We start from the raw sequence: 15154 nt of genomic DNA on the forward strand, positions 1-15154 counted from the left end.
TGGGGAATTCCGGTACAATGCCGGCCAATGAACTCCCCAGCCAATCTCTTCGCGAGCGTGCCCAAGCGCTCCAGCCGCGCAGCTACCGCGCCCTTCCTGCCGATGACCCGCGCCGAAATGGACGCGCTCGGCTGGGATTCCTGCGACATCATCCTCGTCACCGGCGACGCCTACATCGACCACCCCAGCTTCGGCATGGCGCTGGTCGGCCGTCTGCTGGAAGCGCAGGGCTACAAGGTCGGCATCATCAGCCAGCCGGACTGGACCTCGGTCGACCCGTTCCGCGCGCTGGGCAAGCCCAACCTGTACTGGGGCATCACCGCCGGCAATATGGACTCGATGGTCAACCGCTACACGGCCGATCGTAAAATCCGTTCCGACGACGCGTACACCCCGAACGCCGAGCCAAATAAACGCCCGGACCGCGCCGTCACCGTCTACGCCCAGCGCGTGCGCGAAGCCTATCCCGGCGTGCCCGTCATCGTCGGCTCGATCGAGGCCTCGCTGCGCCGTATCGCCCACTACGATTACTGGTCGGACAAGGTACGCCGCTCGGTGCTGTTCGAATCGAAGGCCGATCTGCTGATCTTCGGTAACGCCGAGCGCGCGCTGGTCGACGTCACGCGCCGCCTGGCCGCGGGCGAGAGCATCAAGAGCATCCGCGATTTGCGCGGTACCGCCTTCCTGGTGCCGCAAGGCTGGATGCCGGACGAAGAATGGTCGACCCACAATTCCACCCGCGTGGACGTGCCGGGCCGTATCGACAAGCAGCCGAACCCGTATGCGATGGCGCTGGAAGACCCGAAAGCCTGCGCGCTCGACAATGCCGCGCCGGAACCGGAAGTCAAACCCGTCATCATCATGACGCGCGAACAGCGCCAGGCCGCCCTGCGCGAAAAGGCGCTGAAGACCGTGGTGCGCCTGCCGAGCTTTGAAACCGTCAGCGAAGACCCGGTGATGTATGCCCACGCCTCGCGCGTGTTCCACCTCGAATCGAACCCGGGCAATGCGCGCGCGCTGGTGCAGGCCCATGGCGACCGCGACGTCTGGCTGAACGCGCCGCCGCTGCCGCTGGCCATGGACGAGATGGACAACGTGTATGACCTGCCGTACGCCCGCGCGCCGCACCCGAGCTATGGCAAGGCCCATATCCCGGCCTGGGAAATGATCCGTTATTCGGTGAACATCATGCGCGGCTGCTTCGGCGGCTGCACCTTCTGCTCGATCACCGAGCACGAAGGCCGCATCATCCAAAGCCGCTCGGAGCCGTCGATCCTGCGCGAGATCGAGCTGATCCGCGACACGACCAAGAACTTCTCCGGCACGATTACCGACCTTGGCGGCCCGACGGCGAACATGTACCGCCTCGCCTGCAAGGAAAAGAGCATCGAGGAATCCTGCCGCCGCCTGTCATGCGTGTACCCGACCATCTGCAGCAACCTGGGCACCGACCACAGCAAGCTGATCTCGCTGTATCGCAAGGCGCGTGCGATTCCGGGCGTGAAGAAGATCCTGATCGGCTCGGGCCTGCGCTACGACCTGGCCGTGCGCTCGCCGGAATACGTGAAGGAACTGGTGACCCACCACGTGGGCGGCCTGCTGAAGATCGCGCCCGAGCACACCGAGCAGGCCACGCTGTCGAAGATGATGAAGCCGGGGATTGGCGCCTACGACGAGTTCAAGCGCATGTTCGAGAAGTATTCGATCGAGGCCGGCAAGAAGCAGTATCTGATTCCCTACTTCATCGCTGCCCACCCGGGCTCGACCGACGAGGACATGCTGAACCTGGCGCTGTGGCTGAAGAAGAACAACTTCAAGCTGGACCAGGTGCAGACCTTCACGCCGACGCCGATGGCGATGGCGACGACCATGTACCACAGCCGCAAGAATCCGCTGAAAAAAGTGACGGAAGATTCGGAAGTGGTGGAAACCGCCCGCAGCGGCAAGATGCGCAAGGCGCATAAAGCCTTCCTGCGCTGGCACCACCCGGAAAACTGGCCGATCCTGCGCGAGACCCTGGTCAAGATGGGCCGCGGCGATTTGATCGGGAATGGTGAGCGCCACCTGGTGCCGGCCTGGCATCCGTCGGAAGAGGGCGCCGCGCCTGCAGTGCGCGAAACCGGTTCGCGTACGGCGCGCCAGCCGGCCGCCCGGCCGCCGGCAGTGGCGCCGGTGGCCAAGCGCGGCAATGGCGTGCCGGCGCCGCATGTGGTGAATGCCCAGGCCGCGGCGAAGCGCCAGCCCGAGCGTGCCGGCGCCGGCGCACGCGCCGCTGCTGCTGCGCCGGAAAAGACGCGGCCGTCGATCCTGTCGACCATCAAGACCAAGCCGAAGGCGCCACGCAAGTAGCCTGACGATTTGTCGGATCCGCTCAAGGCCAGCCGCGCAGGGATGCACGGCTGGCCTTTTTCATTGCTGTTGTGTATGCACGACATGGCATCCCTTACTGTCACGCAGGACTCGCCCCGCGCGGTTCGAGGCAGACATCTAAATCGATCAATCGTGCGAACAGTAAGGATCAAAGCCTGTAATATGATTCCTTTGGGAAATAGTTGTTAGCATTTTTATAGCGTTACGCCGATAGAATTGATGTTTCGTCGTGCTGACTCTCCCGCAAGGAATGCAGTGATCGATATCCATACCTATATGCTGGCGCTGGGCATCGGCAACCTTTCGTTTGCCGTGCTGATGGTCGCCTACATCCGCGACACCGAACCCAGTCCTGGCTTGCTTCTCTGGACCTGGGCGCGCCTGGTGTTCGGTACCACCCAGTTGCTGGCCTTTGCCCGTCCCCAGCTGGGGCTGCCGGTACTGGCCCTGGTCGAACCGATGGGCTGGTTCATTGGCTGGTCGCTGGAAGTGGCCGCGTTCTGCACCTTCTTTGAAGTGCGCAACTGGAAACGCTACGCTCTCCCGGTCGCCGGCCTGGCGCTGCTGGTCGCCGCCTGCGTCGTGCCGCTGGAACTGGCCAGTTATGGTGAGCTCATCGGCCTGGTCGCCTGCGTATTCGCCCTGTCGACCATTTCGACCGCTTGCGTGCTGCTGAGCCCGCGACTGAAGGATCCAACGCTGCTGCAACGAATCATTGGCGTGAACAACGGCGTGTTCGGCACGGCGATCGCCAGCTGGGCAGTCGGCGCCTTCCTGCGTGGCGAGCTGAACATGACCGAGACCGACGGCGCCCAGATGGCAGGCTATATTTCCGGCTACATGCTGATGATCATGAACGGCTTCGGCTTCCTGTTGATGTCGAAGCAGCGCAACGATGCCGTCATGAAGCGCCTGGCAACCCTCGACGACCTGACCGGCCTGCTGAACCGGCGTGCTTTCTTTACCCGTGCCAATGAGACGCGCATGCTGGCGATACGGCTGCGCAAGCCTATCGCGCTCTTGATGATCGACATCGACCACTTCAAGCGCCTCAACGACCGCTTTGGCCACGCCAGCGGCGACGAGGCGCTGGTGCTGTTTGCACGCGCCGCCGGCGGCGCGCTGCGCGAGCACGACGTCCTGGGCCGCATGGGCGGCGAGGAATTTGCGCTGGCCATGCCCGGCGCCGACCTCGACGGCGCGCGGCAGGCTGCCGAACGCCTGCGCCAGGCCACCATGGCAATCTGCCTGCCCAGCTGCGGCAACGGCTACGAGATGACGGTGAGTATCGGCGTGGTCGTGATCGAGGCCAACGAGGATTTGCCGGCCGCGCTGGCGCGGGCGGACCGCGCCTTGTACCAGGCCAAGCGCAATGGGCGGAACCGGGTGGAGGTGGGGGAAGCGGTGCGCTGCGTGGCGTGATGTGGCGGGGATGTCGACCGTATGGTCGTGCCGCCAGAATCAATCGTGCAAATGGATCGATCGCAAGCAGGAACGTACGGTGGGCACTCCGTGCCCACGCGGAACGACGCGCTAACGAAACGCTTGGGTTGACGTTGGCCGATGATCATATGATCCGCATCCAAGAGAGCAGCCGCGGTGCATGTTTCCGCGTGGGCACGGAGTGCCCACCGTACGGTTCCGGCCGCAGGCCATTGATACGCGAGCGAAACACGCAGGTAAACGAAAAAAGGGTCCGACGAATCGGACCCTTTTTTCTTGATGCTGGCGGAGCGGACGGGGCTCGAACCCGCGACCCCCGGCGTGACAGGCCGGTATTCTAACCAACTGAACTACCGCTCCGTTTTAACTGATCGGTGCTTCGTTTTCTGAAACTGAACTTGGTGGGCGCTGAGAGGCTCGAACTCCCGACCTAATCCTTGTAAGGGATCCGCTCTACCAACTGAGCTAAGCGCCCCGCTCACTTTATTCGTTTCGTCTAACGCTTGTCATTGCGTCTGAAGAGGCCCGAATCATAGCTAAGCCCTAGCGATTGCGCAAGGGTTTTTCTGAAAAATATGCAAAATGCGTTTTTTCCGAACAGTTGAGCCGGCGCGATGTTTTTATGCCAAGATCATTGGATTCACTCCAAGGAGAGCCGATTGAGCGCGTTCGACCCCCGCCAGTTCCTGACCCATCTGTTCCACTCGGCCCTCGCCGCCGTCGATCCCGGCAAGCTCATCGCGCAGCACCTGCCGCCGCCGCCGCGCGGACGTACGGTCGTGATCGGCGCCGGCAAGGCGGCCGCGCGCATGGCGGAAGCGGTCGAGCAGCACTGGCAGGGCGAGCTGAGCGGCCTGGTGGTCACGCGCTACGCCCACGGCGCGCCGACCAGCCGCATCGAAGTAGTCGAGGCCGGCCACCCCGTCCCCGACGAGGCCGGCGTGCGCGCCGCCACCCGCATGCTGGAACTGGTGCAGGGCCTGACCGAAGACGACCTGGTGCTGTGCCTGATGTCCGGTGGCGGCTCGGCTCTGCTGTCTTTGCCGGCGCCCGGCATCACGGCGGAGGAGAAGCGCGACATCAACCGCCAGCTATTGCGCAGCGGCGCGCCGATCGGCGAGATGAACTGCGTGCGCCGCCACCTGTCGGCAGTGAAGGGCGGGCGCCTGGCGCTGGCCTGCTACCCGGCGCGGGTGCTGACGCTGGTGGTGTCCGACGTGCCGGGCGACGATCCGGCCGTGGTCGCCTCCGGCCCCACCGTGCCCGACGGCAGCAGCGGCGCCGATGCGCTCGCCATCCTCCAGCAATACGGCATCGCGGTGTCGGAGGCGGCGCGCGCCGTGCTGGCCAACCCGGCCCTGACGGCGCCACGTCCTGATGACCCGCGCCTGGCGCGCAACGAGACGGTGGTCATCGCCACCGCCCAGGCTGCACTGGATGCGGCAGCCGACGCGGCGCGCGCGGCAGGGTTCACGCCGCTGGTGCTGTCGAACAGCATCGAGGGCGAGGCGCGCGAGGTGGCGATTGTCCACGCGGCCATTGCCCGCCAGGTGATCGAACACGGCCAGCCCCTGCCGGCGCCCTGCGTGATCCTGTCCGGCGGCGAAACCTCGGTCACGGTGCGCGGCCAGGGCAGGGGCGGGCGCAACGCCGAATTCCTCTTGGCGCTGGCCATCGCCCTGCGCGGCCTGGAGCACGTGCACGCGATCGCCTGCGATACCGACGGCATCGACGGCACCGAAGACAATGCCGGCGCGCTGCTGGGTCCGGATTCCCTGGCGCGTGCGGCGGCTGGCGGACTCGATGCCGCCGCCATGCTGCGCGATAACGACGGCTACAGCCTGTTCGCCGCGCTGGACGACCTGGTCGTCACGGGGCCGACCCGCACCAACGTCAACGACTTCCGCGCCATTGTCATTACGGCGTCCTAGCACACTTGTTGTTATTTGACATCTGCATTTGAATATTCACTTGATATTCGAAATCGTATAGCGAACAATCACGCCTTTGTTGGACGGCAACCTTGAGACATCAACAAGATGCAGGTGCCGCGGCGGGCAAACCGCCTTGCTGCTTCAAGAGGAGCGGCACATGGAGGAAAGAGTGGACATCGCGGTTTCACTACTCACGAAAGAACAATCATGATCAAGATGTCCAAGATGCATCGCCGCGTCGTGCTGGCGCTTGCCGCCCTGCCGGCCGTGGCCATGGCCCAGACCGACGCGCCGGCCCCGGCCCCGGCAGCGCAGGCTGCGCCGACTGCCGAACTGCAGACCGTCACCGTGACGGCCCAGCGCCGCAGCGAGAACATTCGCGACGTGCCGCTGGCCGTGAGCGCCCTGCGCGGCGAAAAGCTCGACGTCCTGACCTCGAGCGGCCAGGACATCCGCCTGCTCGCCGGCAAGCTGCCGAGCCTGAACGTGGAATCGTCGAACGGCCGTACCTTCCCGCGCTTCTACATCCGCGGCTACGGCAACACCGACTTCAACACCTTCGCCTCGCAGCCGGTCTCGCTGATCTATGACGACGTGGTGCAGGAAAACCCGATCCTGAAAGGCTTCCCGATCTTCGACGTGGCCAACGTCGAAGTGCTGCGCGGTCCGCAGGGCACGCTGTTCGGCCGCAACACCCCGGCCGGCGTGGTGAAGTTCGAATCCGAGAAGCCGCAGCTGGGCAAGACCGAGGGCTACTACAGCGCCTCGGTTGCCACCCACAAGACCGTGAACGTCGAAGGCGCCGTCAACGTGCCGCTGTCGGACACCGTGGCCATGCGCGTCTCGACCCTGCGCCAGCACCGCGACGACTACGTCAAGAACTACGCCGACCTGGCCATGACCCAGCGCAACGGCGACCTGGACGGCTACAACGAACACGCCGAGCGCGTGCAGTTCCTGTACAAGCCGGACAATGCCTTCAATGCCCTGTTCAACCTGCACCAGCGCAGCACCACCGGCAGCGCCCGCCTGTTCCGCGCCAACCTGATCCGCTCGGGCAGCAACGACATCGTGCCGGGCCTGGATCTGGACCGCATCGTCACCAACGCCCAGAACTACCAGCGCCTCGGCACCCGCGGCGCCAACCTGCGCATGAGCTGGGACCTGGGCGACTACCGCCTGCATTCGGTCACCGGCTATGAAACCGTGGGCGACTACATCAGCCGCGGCGACATCGACGGCGGCATCGTCGGCGGCCCGGGCCGCGTGCCGTTCCAGGTCGAAACCGCCGGCTACATCGACCGCCTGGAGCAGTACAGCCAGGAATTCCGCGTCGAATCGGCCTACACCGGTCCGCTGAACTGGCAGGCCGGCGTCTACTGGTTCGAGGAAAACGCCACCGGCGGCAGCGACAACTTCAACAGCACCACCGGCGCGCGCACCTCGGTGCTGGCCAGCCACCAGGACAACACCGCCTGGGCCGTGTTCGGCTCGGCCACCTACAAGGTCTCGCCAAGCTTCGACCTGCGCGCCGGCCTGCGCTACACCAAGGACGAGAAGGACTTCAACACGGTGCGCGCCGTGAACGTGGTGCAGATCGGCGACACCTCGGTGAGTACCAACAAGAACAAGGTCAGCTGGGACCTGAGCGGTACCTATAAACTGACGCAGGAAGTCAACGTGTACGGCCGCGTGGCCACCGGCTTCCGCGCGCCGAGTATCGCCGCCGCGTCGGCGTCGGTGCCGATTACCGTGGCCGATGCCGAAACCATCACCTCGGTCGAAGCCGGCGTGAAGGCCGATTTGTTCGACCGCCGCGGCCGCGTTGCCTTCTCGGTCTACGACTACACCATCAAGGACCAGCAGCTGACCGCCGTCGGTGGCCTGACGAACGCCAACCAGTTGCTGAATGCAGATAAAACCAAGGGCCGCGGCGTCGAGCTCGACGTCGAAGCGGCAATCAGCCCGTCGCTGCGCCTGACGGCCAGCACCAGCTACAACTTCACGGAAATCCGTGACGCCAACCTGGTGGTGGCCCACTGCAGCGCCGCATGCACGGTGCGCGATCCGCTGGCGTCCACCGGCCGCGTGTACGTGAACGGCAACATCCTGCCGCAGGCGCCGCGCTGGATCGTGAACGCGACCGCGCGCTACAGCGTGCCGGTAGCCGACGGCGAGTTCTTCGTCTTCACCGACTGGTCGTACCGCAGCAAGATCAACTTCTTCCTGTACGAAGCAGCCGAGTTCACCGGCAAGCCGCTGACCGAAGGCGGCCTGCGCATGGGCTATACCTGGGCCAACGGCAAGTACGAGGCCGCCCTGTTCGGCCGCAACATCCTCGACGAGCGCCGCATTACCGGCGCCATCGACTTCAACAACCTGACCGGTTTTACCAACGAACCGCGTACCTGGGGTGTGCAATTCAAGGGTAATTTCTGATTACAGGAACCTGACACAGCACAAGGCCGCGAGCGATCGCGGCCTTTTTTATGCATGTTGGGAGGGGCTTATATCTTGTCTTATTCCTAAGGTAATGAGTGTTGTGACGATGATAATGAATACGTACCATATGTTATTTGGCGTACATACAAATGTGGCAAATATTCCATGTTTTTGTTAAGTCAAGCACAGAAACCGTTGCGAAAGTGCTGCACACGATTCGAAATTCCCTTCATGCATATTTACTCGGGAGTAGTCTTTCCAAGCCGCCAGCAGAGGGCAACTCCGGTAGGAGATAACTGGAGACACATAAAACAAGGCATCTCGCCTTGACGGAAAACTACACAAAAGGACGAACCATGAAGTCGATGCAATCGCTTTATCCGAGCCTGTTGAAAGTCACCGCTGCACTGGCCGTTGTCGTGGGCCCGCTCCACGCCTCGGCGTCCGGTACGGCCGCTGTTCCCGACGCCGTTCCCGGCGCCGCCACGGAGCAGCAATACATCCTCCACACCGACCGCATGATCGTGAAGTACAAGGATGCGAAAGTCGTGAACGGCCGCGCCATGGTGCCGGCCGTGACGGCGGCGCGCCAGTCGGTTGCCGACCGCGCCGGCCAGGACTACGGCGTCAAGCTGCAGGCCCTGCACGGCATCGCCACCGGCGCCAACGTCATGAAGCTGAGCCGCAAGATGTCGCTGACCGAAGCGCGCGCGCTGGCCAAGGAGATGATGGCGCGCGATCCGCAGATCGAGTACGCCGAGCCGGACCGCATCATGACCAAGATGATGACGCCGAACGACCCGCGCTACAGCGAGCAGTGGCACTACTTCGACGCGACCGGCGGCCTGCGCCTGCCGGCCGCCTGGGATAACTCGACCGGCGCCGGCATCCGCGTGGCCGTCATCGACACCGGCTTCCGTCCGCACGTCGACCTCTCCGGCCAGTTCCTGGCAGGCTACGACTTCATCTCCGACACCGCCGTTTCGAACGACGGCAACGGCCGCGACAGCGACGCCTCCGACCCGGGCGACGCCGTCACCGCCGGCGCCTGCTACGCCGGTTCGCCGGCATCGAGCTCGAGCTGGCACGGCACCCACGTGGCCGGCACCATTGCCGCCGCCACCAACAACGGCGTCGGCGTGGCCGGCGTCGCCTTTGGCGCGAAAGTCGTGCCGGTGCGCGTGCTCGGCAAGTGCGGCGGCTACACCTCGGACATTGCCGACGCCATCGTCTGGTCCTCGGGCGGCAGCGTCAGCGGCGTGCCGGCCATCGCGGCCCGCGCCCACGTCATCAACATGTCGCTCGGCGGCGGCGGCGCCTGCGACACCACCACCCAGAACGCGATCAACAGCGCCCGCTCGCGCGGCACCGTTGTCATCGTCGCAGCCGGCAACGAGAACCAGAACGCCTCGAACGCCAGCCCGGCGAATTGCTCGGGCGTGGTGACCGTGGCGGCGACCACCAAGGCCGGCGGCCGCGCTTCCTACTCGAACTACGGCACCGTGGTCGACGTGGCGGCGCCGGGCGGCGGTACCGGCGGCGGCGTGCTGTCGACCCTGAACAGCGGCACCAACGCACCAGGCTCGGACACCTACGCGTCCTACCAGGGCACCTCGATGGCCACCCCGCACGTGGCCGGCGTGGCCGCACTGATGCTGGCGAAAAACGGCGCGCTGACGCCGGACCAGATCGAGTCGAAGCTGAAGAGCACCGCGCGCGCCTTCCCGGCCACCTGCTCGGGTTGCGGCACGGGTATCGTCGACGCGGCAGCGGCCGTGGCCTCGGCCACTGGCGGCGGCGGCACCACGCCGACCGGGCCGACGATCGCCGAAAGCGAATCGAACAACACGATCGCCACCGCCGACGTCGTCAGCACCGCCAACACGACCGTGACCGGCAACATGGGTTCCAGCACCGACAGCGACTACTTCGTGGTCCAGCTGCCAGCCGGCAAAACCCTGACCGCGACCATGACGCCGGGCACCTCGACTGCCGACTACGACGTGTACATCTACAACAGCTCCGGCACCCAGCTGGCGCTGAGCGAAAACGGCGCCGGTGCGGCCGACACTGCCTCGGTGGCGAACACCACCACTGCTACTGCTGCCCGTTATGTGCGCGTCAAGTACTACAGCGGCGGCACCGGTTCGACCAACGGCAAGTACACGCTGCAGTTGGGCTGGTAATTGTTCCGATAACAGTCGAGTACCAAGGGTGATTGACGCGCGGCTTGCCGCGCGTCTTTTTTATTGGTGAACGGTTAGCGCTGACCCGTACGGTGGGCACTCCGTGCCCACGCGGAACGATGCGTCATCGGCGGCTGGTGTGTAGTGGTAGTCGTCGCATGTTGATGAGTATCCAAAAGAAAAGAGTTAGCGTTTGCTCTTTTGGAGACGTCAACAATCGCCATCGTGCGCGTTTAGCACCAGAGCCAACACAGCGCCACGTTCCGCGTGGGCACGGGGTGCCCACCGTACGATGGCCGCCGCTAACGCTTGCATCAAACGATAATTGACGAGATACTGTATGGAATGACAGTAGTCGGCCCCGCCGCCGCCCGAGTGAACGCCCCCGCACGTAAAATCATCCATTGCGACTGCGACTGCTTCTACGCGTCGGTCGAGATGCGCGACGATCCGTCCTTGCGCGGCCGGCCGCTGGCCGTGGGCGGCCGCCAGGACCAGCGCGGCGTGGTGGCGACCTGCAACTACGAGGCGCGCCGCTACGGCATCCACTCGGCCATGGCCACCGCCCAGGCCGTCAAGCTGTGCCCGGAGCTGGTGATCATTCCGCCGGCAATGGAAAAGTACCGCATCGCCTCGGGGCAGATCATGGACATCTACCGCGACTACACGGACCTCGTCGAACCGCTGTCGCTGGACGAAGCCTACCTGGACGTGACCAACTCGCCGCACTGCAAGAACAGCGCGACCCTGATCGCCCAGGAAATCCGGCGCCGCATCTTCGAGACCGTGGGCATCACGGCCTCGGCCGGCGTGGCGCCGAACAAGTTCGTGGCGAAGATCGCCAGCGACTGGAACAAGCCCGACGGCCTGTTCCTGGTGCGCCCGGACGAGGTGGAGGCCTTTGTCGCCGCGCTGCCGGTGAAGAAATTGCACGGCGTCGGCAAGGTGACCGCCGCCAAGATGAACAACCTGGGCCTGCAGACCTGCGCCGATTTGCGCGAGTGGAGCATGCAAAAGCTGCAGGAACACTTCGGCAGCTTCGGCGCGCGTCTGCACGATCTGTCGCGCGGCATCGATTTTCGCGAGGTGAGTCCGGAGCGCGAGCGCAAGTCGGTCAGCACCGAGGAAACCTACACCCCGGACATTCCGGACTTGCCGGGCTGCCTGGCGCTGCTGCCCGATCTGCACGAACACCTGCTGGGCCGTATCAAGCGCGCCGGTGCCGAAAAATTCATCAACAAGCTGTTTGTGAAGATCAAATTTTCAGACTTCCAGCAGACCACGGTGGAGTGTGTCGGCTATACGCCACACCTGCCGACCTTTGCCCGGCTGATGGAAATCGGCTGGCAGCGCGCCAGCCGCCCGGTACGCCTGCTGGGCGTGGGCGTGCGCCTGGGCGACACCGAACATGTTGAACAGCTGAGCCTGTTTGACGAACACACAAGGCATTGAAAAAGCGTGTGTTGCTACCCGAAAATAGGGTGGCTTCAGCGTGTAAAATGTCGTTCCCGTGAAATCCTGAAACAACAGAAAGCAACTATGTGGTTCAAGAATCTTCAGATCTACCGTCTGCCCGCCAATTGGGACTTCGCCCCTGAAAAAATGGAAGAGGCGCTGCAGTCGCAGGCCTTTACGCCGGCCAGCAGCAACGAATTGCTGCGCCAGGGCTGGGATGCGCCACGTCCGAACGGCAAGCTGGTCCACGTGGTCAACAAGCAGATGCTGATGATGCTGGGTACGGAAAAGAAACTGCTGCCAAGCTCGGTGATCAACCAGGTCGCCAAGGCCAAGGCCGTCGAGATGGAAGAGCAGCAAGGCTTCCCGCCAGGTAAAAAGGCGATGAAGGAACTGAAGGAGCGCGTGGCAGAGGAACTGCTGCCGCGCGCATTCACCATCCGCAGCAACACCTGGACCTGGATCGACCCGGTCAACGGCTGGCTCGTGATCGACGCCGCCAGCCCGGCCAAGGCCGACGAAGTCATCAAGCTGCTGCTGAAAGCCGTGGACCGCCTGCCGCTGGAATCGCTGCGCGTGCAGCGCTCGCCGGTGGCCGTGATGACCGGCTGGCTTGAATCCGACGAAGCGCCGTACAACTTCACGATCGACCAGGACACCGAACTGCGCGCCACCGGCGAAAGCCGCGCCGCCGTGCGTTACGTGAAGCACTCGCTCGATCCGGAAGACATCCGCCGCCACATCGCCTCGGGCAAGCAGTGCACCCGCCTTGCCATGACCTGGAACAGCCGCGTGTCGTTCGTGCTGACCGAATCGCTGGCGATCAAGGGCGTCAAGCCGCTGGACGTGATCAAGGAAGGCGAAACCGTCACCTACAGCGACGACGAGCGTTTCGATAACGACATCGTGCTGATGACGGGTGAGTTGTCGAAGATGCTGACGGACGTGGTGGAAGCGCTGGGCGGCGAAGCCAAGGCGTAAAGGGTCGTAGGGTGGGTACTCGTACCCACCAAATGTGCCGCGGCATACCGCCACGGTCACCATGGCGATCGATCATGCGCCGATGTGGTGGGTACGAGTACCCACCCTACAAAAACGGACCCAAAAGGGTCCGTTTTGCTTTTCAGCGCGGCGATTACGACTTACTTTGCCGCCACTTCCTCGCTGGTCGCCGGCTCCTCGCTCTTATTGTCGGTATAGGTTGCCCCCTGGCGATCCGCATGCGGCGCCGGCTTGCCTGGCAGCGGCGGCAGGGCCTTGGCCTTTTCCAGGTCGATGCCGGCAATCTCCGCCACGCGGCGCCCGTAATCCTCGTCGCAATGCCACAGGTGCCAGACCATGCGCAGCTGGATCACTTCCGGGCACTGCTTCAGGTCGCCGCCGACGTTGTTGACCAGGTCGTCGCGCTCCCAGTCCTCGAAAGTGCGGTAGCGGTCGCCGGCCTGCTTGTAGTCGGCCGCGGTCGAGGTGGTCTGGTAGCGGCCGAGGTGGCCTTCCACGTACTGGTGGTAGTCGCGCTGCGGCTGCGGCGCTTCCTGCAAACCGCCCATCAGGCTCGGCTCGTAGTTGATGTGCTTGCTCTCGCCGCCATCGTCCACGTAATACGCCATCTGGCCGTCGCGCTGGTTGGTCTTGGCACGCGCGCGTTCCTGCGGTGCATTGATCGGCAATTGCAGGTAGTTGGGACCGATGCGGTAGCGCTGGGTGTCCGAGTAGGACAGGGTGCGGCCCTGCAGCATCTTGTCGTCAGAAAAATCGATGCCGTCGACCAGCACGCCGGTGCCGAAGGCGGATTGCTCGGTTTCCGCGAAGACGTTGTCCGGGTTTTTATCGAGCACCATGCGGCCCGCCGGCAGCAGCGGGAACTGGTCTTCCGGCCAGCGCTTGGTGTCGTCCAGCGGGTCGAAGTCGAGCTCGGGGTGCTCGCCGTCGGCCATGATCTGGATACAGAATTCCCATTCCGGATAATCGCCGCGCTCGATCGCCTGGTAGAGGTCGCGCGTGGCGTGGCTGGTGTCGGTGGCCTGGATCTCGGACGCCTGCTGCGCCGTGAGGTTGCGCACGCCTTGCCGCGGCTGCCAGTGGAAGCGCACCAGATGCGCCACGCCTTCGTCGTTGATCAACTTGTACGTGTTGACGCCGGAACCTTCCATTTCGCGGTAGTTGGCAGGGATGCCCCATGGGCTCTTGACCCAGGTAACCATGTGCAGCGATTCCGGGTGGTTCGCAATGAAGTCGTAGAAGCGCCATGGCTCCTGCTGGTTGGTCACCGGATCCGGCTTGAAGGCGTGGATCATGTCCGGGAACTTGATCGCATCGCGGATGAAGAAAACTTTCAGGTTGTTGCCGACCAGGTCCCAGTTGCCTTCGACGGTTTTCAGTTTCACGGCAAAGCCGCGCGGGTCGCGTGCCGTTTCTGGCGACTCCTTGCCACCGATCACGGTCGAGAAGCGCACGAAAGTCGGCGTTTGCACGCCGACCTCGGTGAGGACCTTGGCGCGGGTGTACTTGGATGCCGGTTCGTCGCCGATCTTGCCGTAGGCCTCGAAATAGCCATGGGCGCCGGTGCCGCGCGCATGCACCACGCGTTCGGGAATGCGTTCGCGGTCGAAGTGGGTGATCTTTTCGATGAACTGGTAGTTCTCGAGCGTGGCCGGACCGCGTTCGCCGACGGAACGCAGCGACTGGTTGTCGCGCACGGGGTGGCCCTGGCGCGTAGTCAGGATAGGACGGTCGGACATGGGAAACTCTCCTCTCTGTTCACGGGAGAGAAAAGTATAGGAACTTACGCTTGAGGGCAGCGCCCGGCTGCCCTTGGGAAACCCAGCTGCTTACAGCGGCTGGAAGACGCCGGCGGCGCGATTTTTCGTCACGTTGTCCCAGGCAAATACCTGGCCATTCATCGCCACGTAGACGCCGGCCGGCAGGGTTTGCGCGGCGGCGCAGGCAAAGCCGAGGTTGAAGAGGGCGTCGGAGTTGGCGATTTCGTAGGGAATCATGGCGCCGGTCAGCACGATGGTCTTGCCGAGGTCGGTGGCGCCGAGCACGCCGGCGGTCTCGCGCATGGTGTCGGTGCCGTGGACGATGACGATGGCTTTCTCGGCAGCGGCCTGGCAGGACGCCAATACGCGGGCGCGGTCTTCGTCCCCCATGTCGAGCGAATCGAGCAGGGGCAGCACTTCGAGCTCGACCGGAATGGTCATGCGGGCACGGGCGATGACTGCCGGCAGGTGGCTGTCGGCAAAGCCGAGCACACCTTTCAGTTCGTTGTAATGTTTGTCGAAGGTGCCGCCGGTGGCGATGAGGCGCAAAGTCATATCGGTT

The 15154-nt window shown here is 64.0% G+C and carries 9 protein-coding genes and 2 tRNA genes; 7 read left to right on the forward strand and 4 right to left on the reverse strand.

Annotation, left to right across the window (positions count from 1 at the left end):
- Positions 1-27: 27 nt before the first annotated feature.
- Positions 28-2349 (forward strand): YgiQ family radical SAM protein, encoded by a 2322-nt coding sequence (locus tag QWL29_RS07445; protein ID WP_305822256.1) that lies wholly within the window; start codon positions 28-30, stop codon positions 2347-2349.
- 276 nt (positions 2350-2625) lie between these two features.
- Entirely contained in the window at positions 2626-3792 is a 1167-nt protein-coding gene (locus QWL29_RS07450) for a GGDEF domain-containing protein (RefSeq protein WP_305822257.1), read from the forward strand.
- 304 nt (positions 3793-4096) lie between these two features.
- Here the strand turns inward: QWL29_RS07450 and QWL29_RS07455 are convergent.
- Positions 4097-4173: transfer RNA gene (locus QWL29_RS07455), tRNA-Asp, on the reverse strand.
- 39 nt (positions 4174-4212) lie between these two features.
- A tRNA-Val gene (locus QWL29_RS07460) sits at positions 4213-4288 on the reverse strand.
- A gap of 139 nt (positions 4289-4427) precedes the next feature.
- On the opposite strand from QWL29_RS07460, the gene QWL29_RS07465 reads away from it, so the two are divergent.
- The 5 genes from QWL29_RS07465 to QWL29_RS07485 all read left to right on the forward strand — a co-directional run bounded on the left by QWL29_RS07465 (position 4428) and on the right by QWL29_RS07485 (position 12811).
- Entirely contained in the window at positions 4428-5744 is a 1317-nt protein-coding gene (locus tag QWL29_RS07465) for a glycerate kinase type-2 family protein (RefSeq protein WP_305822258.1), read from the forward strand.
- A 210-nt stretch (positions 5745-5954) separates the two neighbouring features.
- Complete coding sequence (locus QWL29_RS07470) at positions 5955-8186, forward strand: TonB-dependent receptor (protein ID WP_305822259.1); 2232 nt, start codon at positions 5955-5957, stop codon at positions 8184-8186.
- A 359-nt stretch (positions 8187-8545) separates the two neighbouring features.
- A complete protein-coding gene (locus QWL29_RS07475) occupies positions 8546-10375 on the forward strand; it encodes a S8 family peptidase (protein WP_305822260.1) in 1830 nt (609 codons plus the stop codon).
- A gap of 345 nt (positions 10376-10720) precedes the next feature.
- Positions 10721-11827 carry a DNA polymerase IV gene (gene dinB / locus QWL29_RS07480; protein ID WP_305822261.1) on the forward strand — a complete coding sequence of 369 codons (1107 nt, stop codon included), beginning with the start codon at positions 10721-10723 and terminating at the stop codon, positions 11825-11827.
- Between the two features lie 87 nt (positions 11828-11914).
- Entirely contained in the window at positions 11915-12811 is an 897-nt protein-coding gene (locus QWL29_RS07485) for a recombination-associated protein RdgC (RefSeq protein ID WP_305822262.1), read from the forward strand.
- Positions 12812-12972: 161 nt separating this feature from the next.
- Here the strand turns inward: QWL29_RS07485 and QWL29_RS07490 are convergent, their stop codons facing one another.
- Both QWL29_RS07490 and QWL29_RS07495 read right to left on the reverse strand, forming a co-directional pair.
- Complete coding sequence (locus tag QWL29_RS07490) at positions 12973-14571, reverse strand: catalase (protein WP_305822263.1); 1599 nt, start codon at positions 14569-14571, stop codon at positions 12973-12975.
- A gap of 90 nt (positions 14572-14661) precedes the next feature.
- Positions 14662-15147, reverse strand: a complete 486-nt coding sequence (locus tag QWL29_RS07495; protein WP_305822264.1) for an asparaginase domain-containing protein — start codon at positions 15145-15147, stop codon at positions 14662-14664.
- Between the last annotated feature and the right edge of the window lie 7 nt (positions 15148-15154).

Origin of the sequence: Massilia brevitalea (assembly GCF_030711405.1) — a bacterium.
Taxonomy (GTDB): domain Bacteria; phylum Pseudomonadota; class Gammaproteobacteria; order Burkholderiales; family Burkholderiaceae_D; genus Telluria; species Telluria brevitalea.

Coding starts and splice junctions, on each gene's coding strand:
- QWL29_RS07495 (WP_305822264.1), bottom strand. CDS start 15,147: ATGACTTTGCGCCTCATCGCCACCGGCGGCACCTTCGACAAACATTAC.
- QWL29_RS07465 (WP_305822258.1), top strand. CDS start 4,428: ATGTTTTTATGCCAAGATCATTGGATTCACTCCAAGGAGAGCCGATTG.
- QWL29_RS07490 (WP_305822263.1), bottom strand. CDS start 14,571: ATGTCCGACCGTCCTATCCTGACTACGCGCCAGGGCCACCCCGTGCGC.
- QWL29_RS07485 (WP_305822262.1), top strand. CDS start 11,915: ATGTGGTTCAAGAATCTTCAGATCTACCGTCTGCCCGCCAATTGGGAC.
- QWL29_RS07470 (WP_305822259.1), top strand. CDS start 5,955: ATGATCAAGATGTCCAAGATGCATCGCCGCGTCGTGCTGGCGCTTGCC.
- dinB (WP_305822261.1), top strand. CDS start 10,721: ATGACAGTAGTCGGCCCCGCCGCCGCCCGAGTGAACGCCCCCGCACGT.
- QWL29_RS07475 (WP_305822260.1), top strand. CDS start 8,546: ATGAAGTCGATGCAATCGCTTTATCCGAGCCTGTTGAAAGTCACCGCT.
- QWL29_RS07445 (WP_305822256.1), top strand. CDS start 28: ATGAACTCCCCAGCCAATCTCTTCGCGAGCGTGCCCAAGCGCTCCAGC.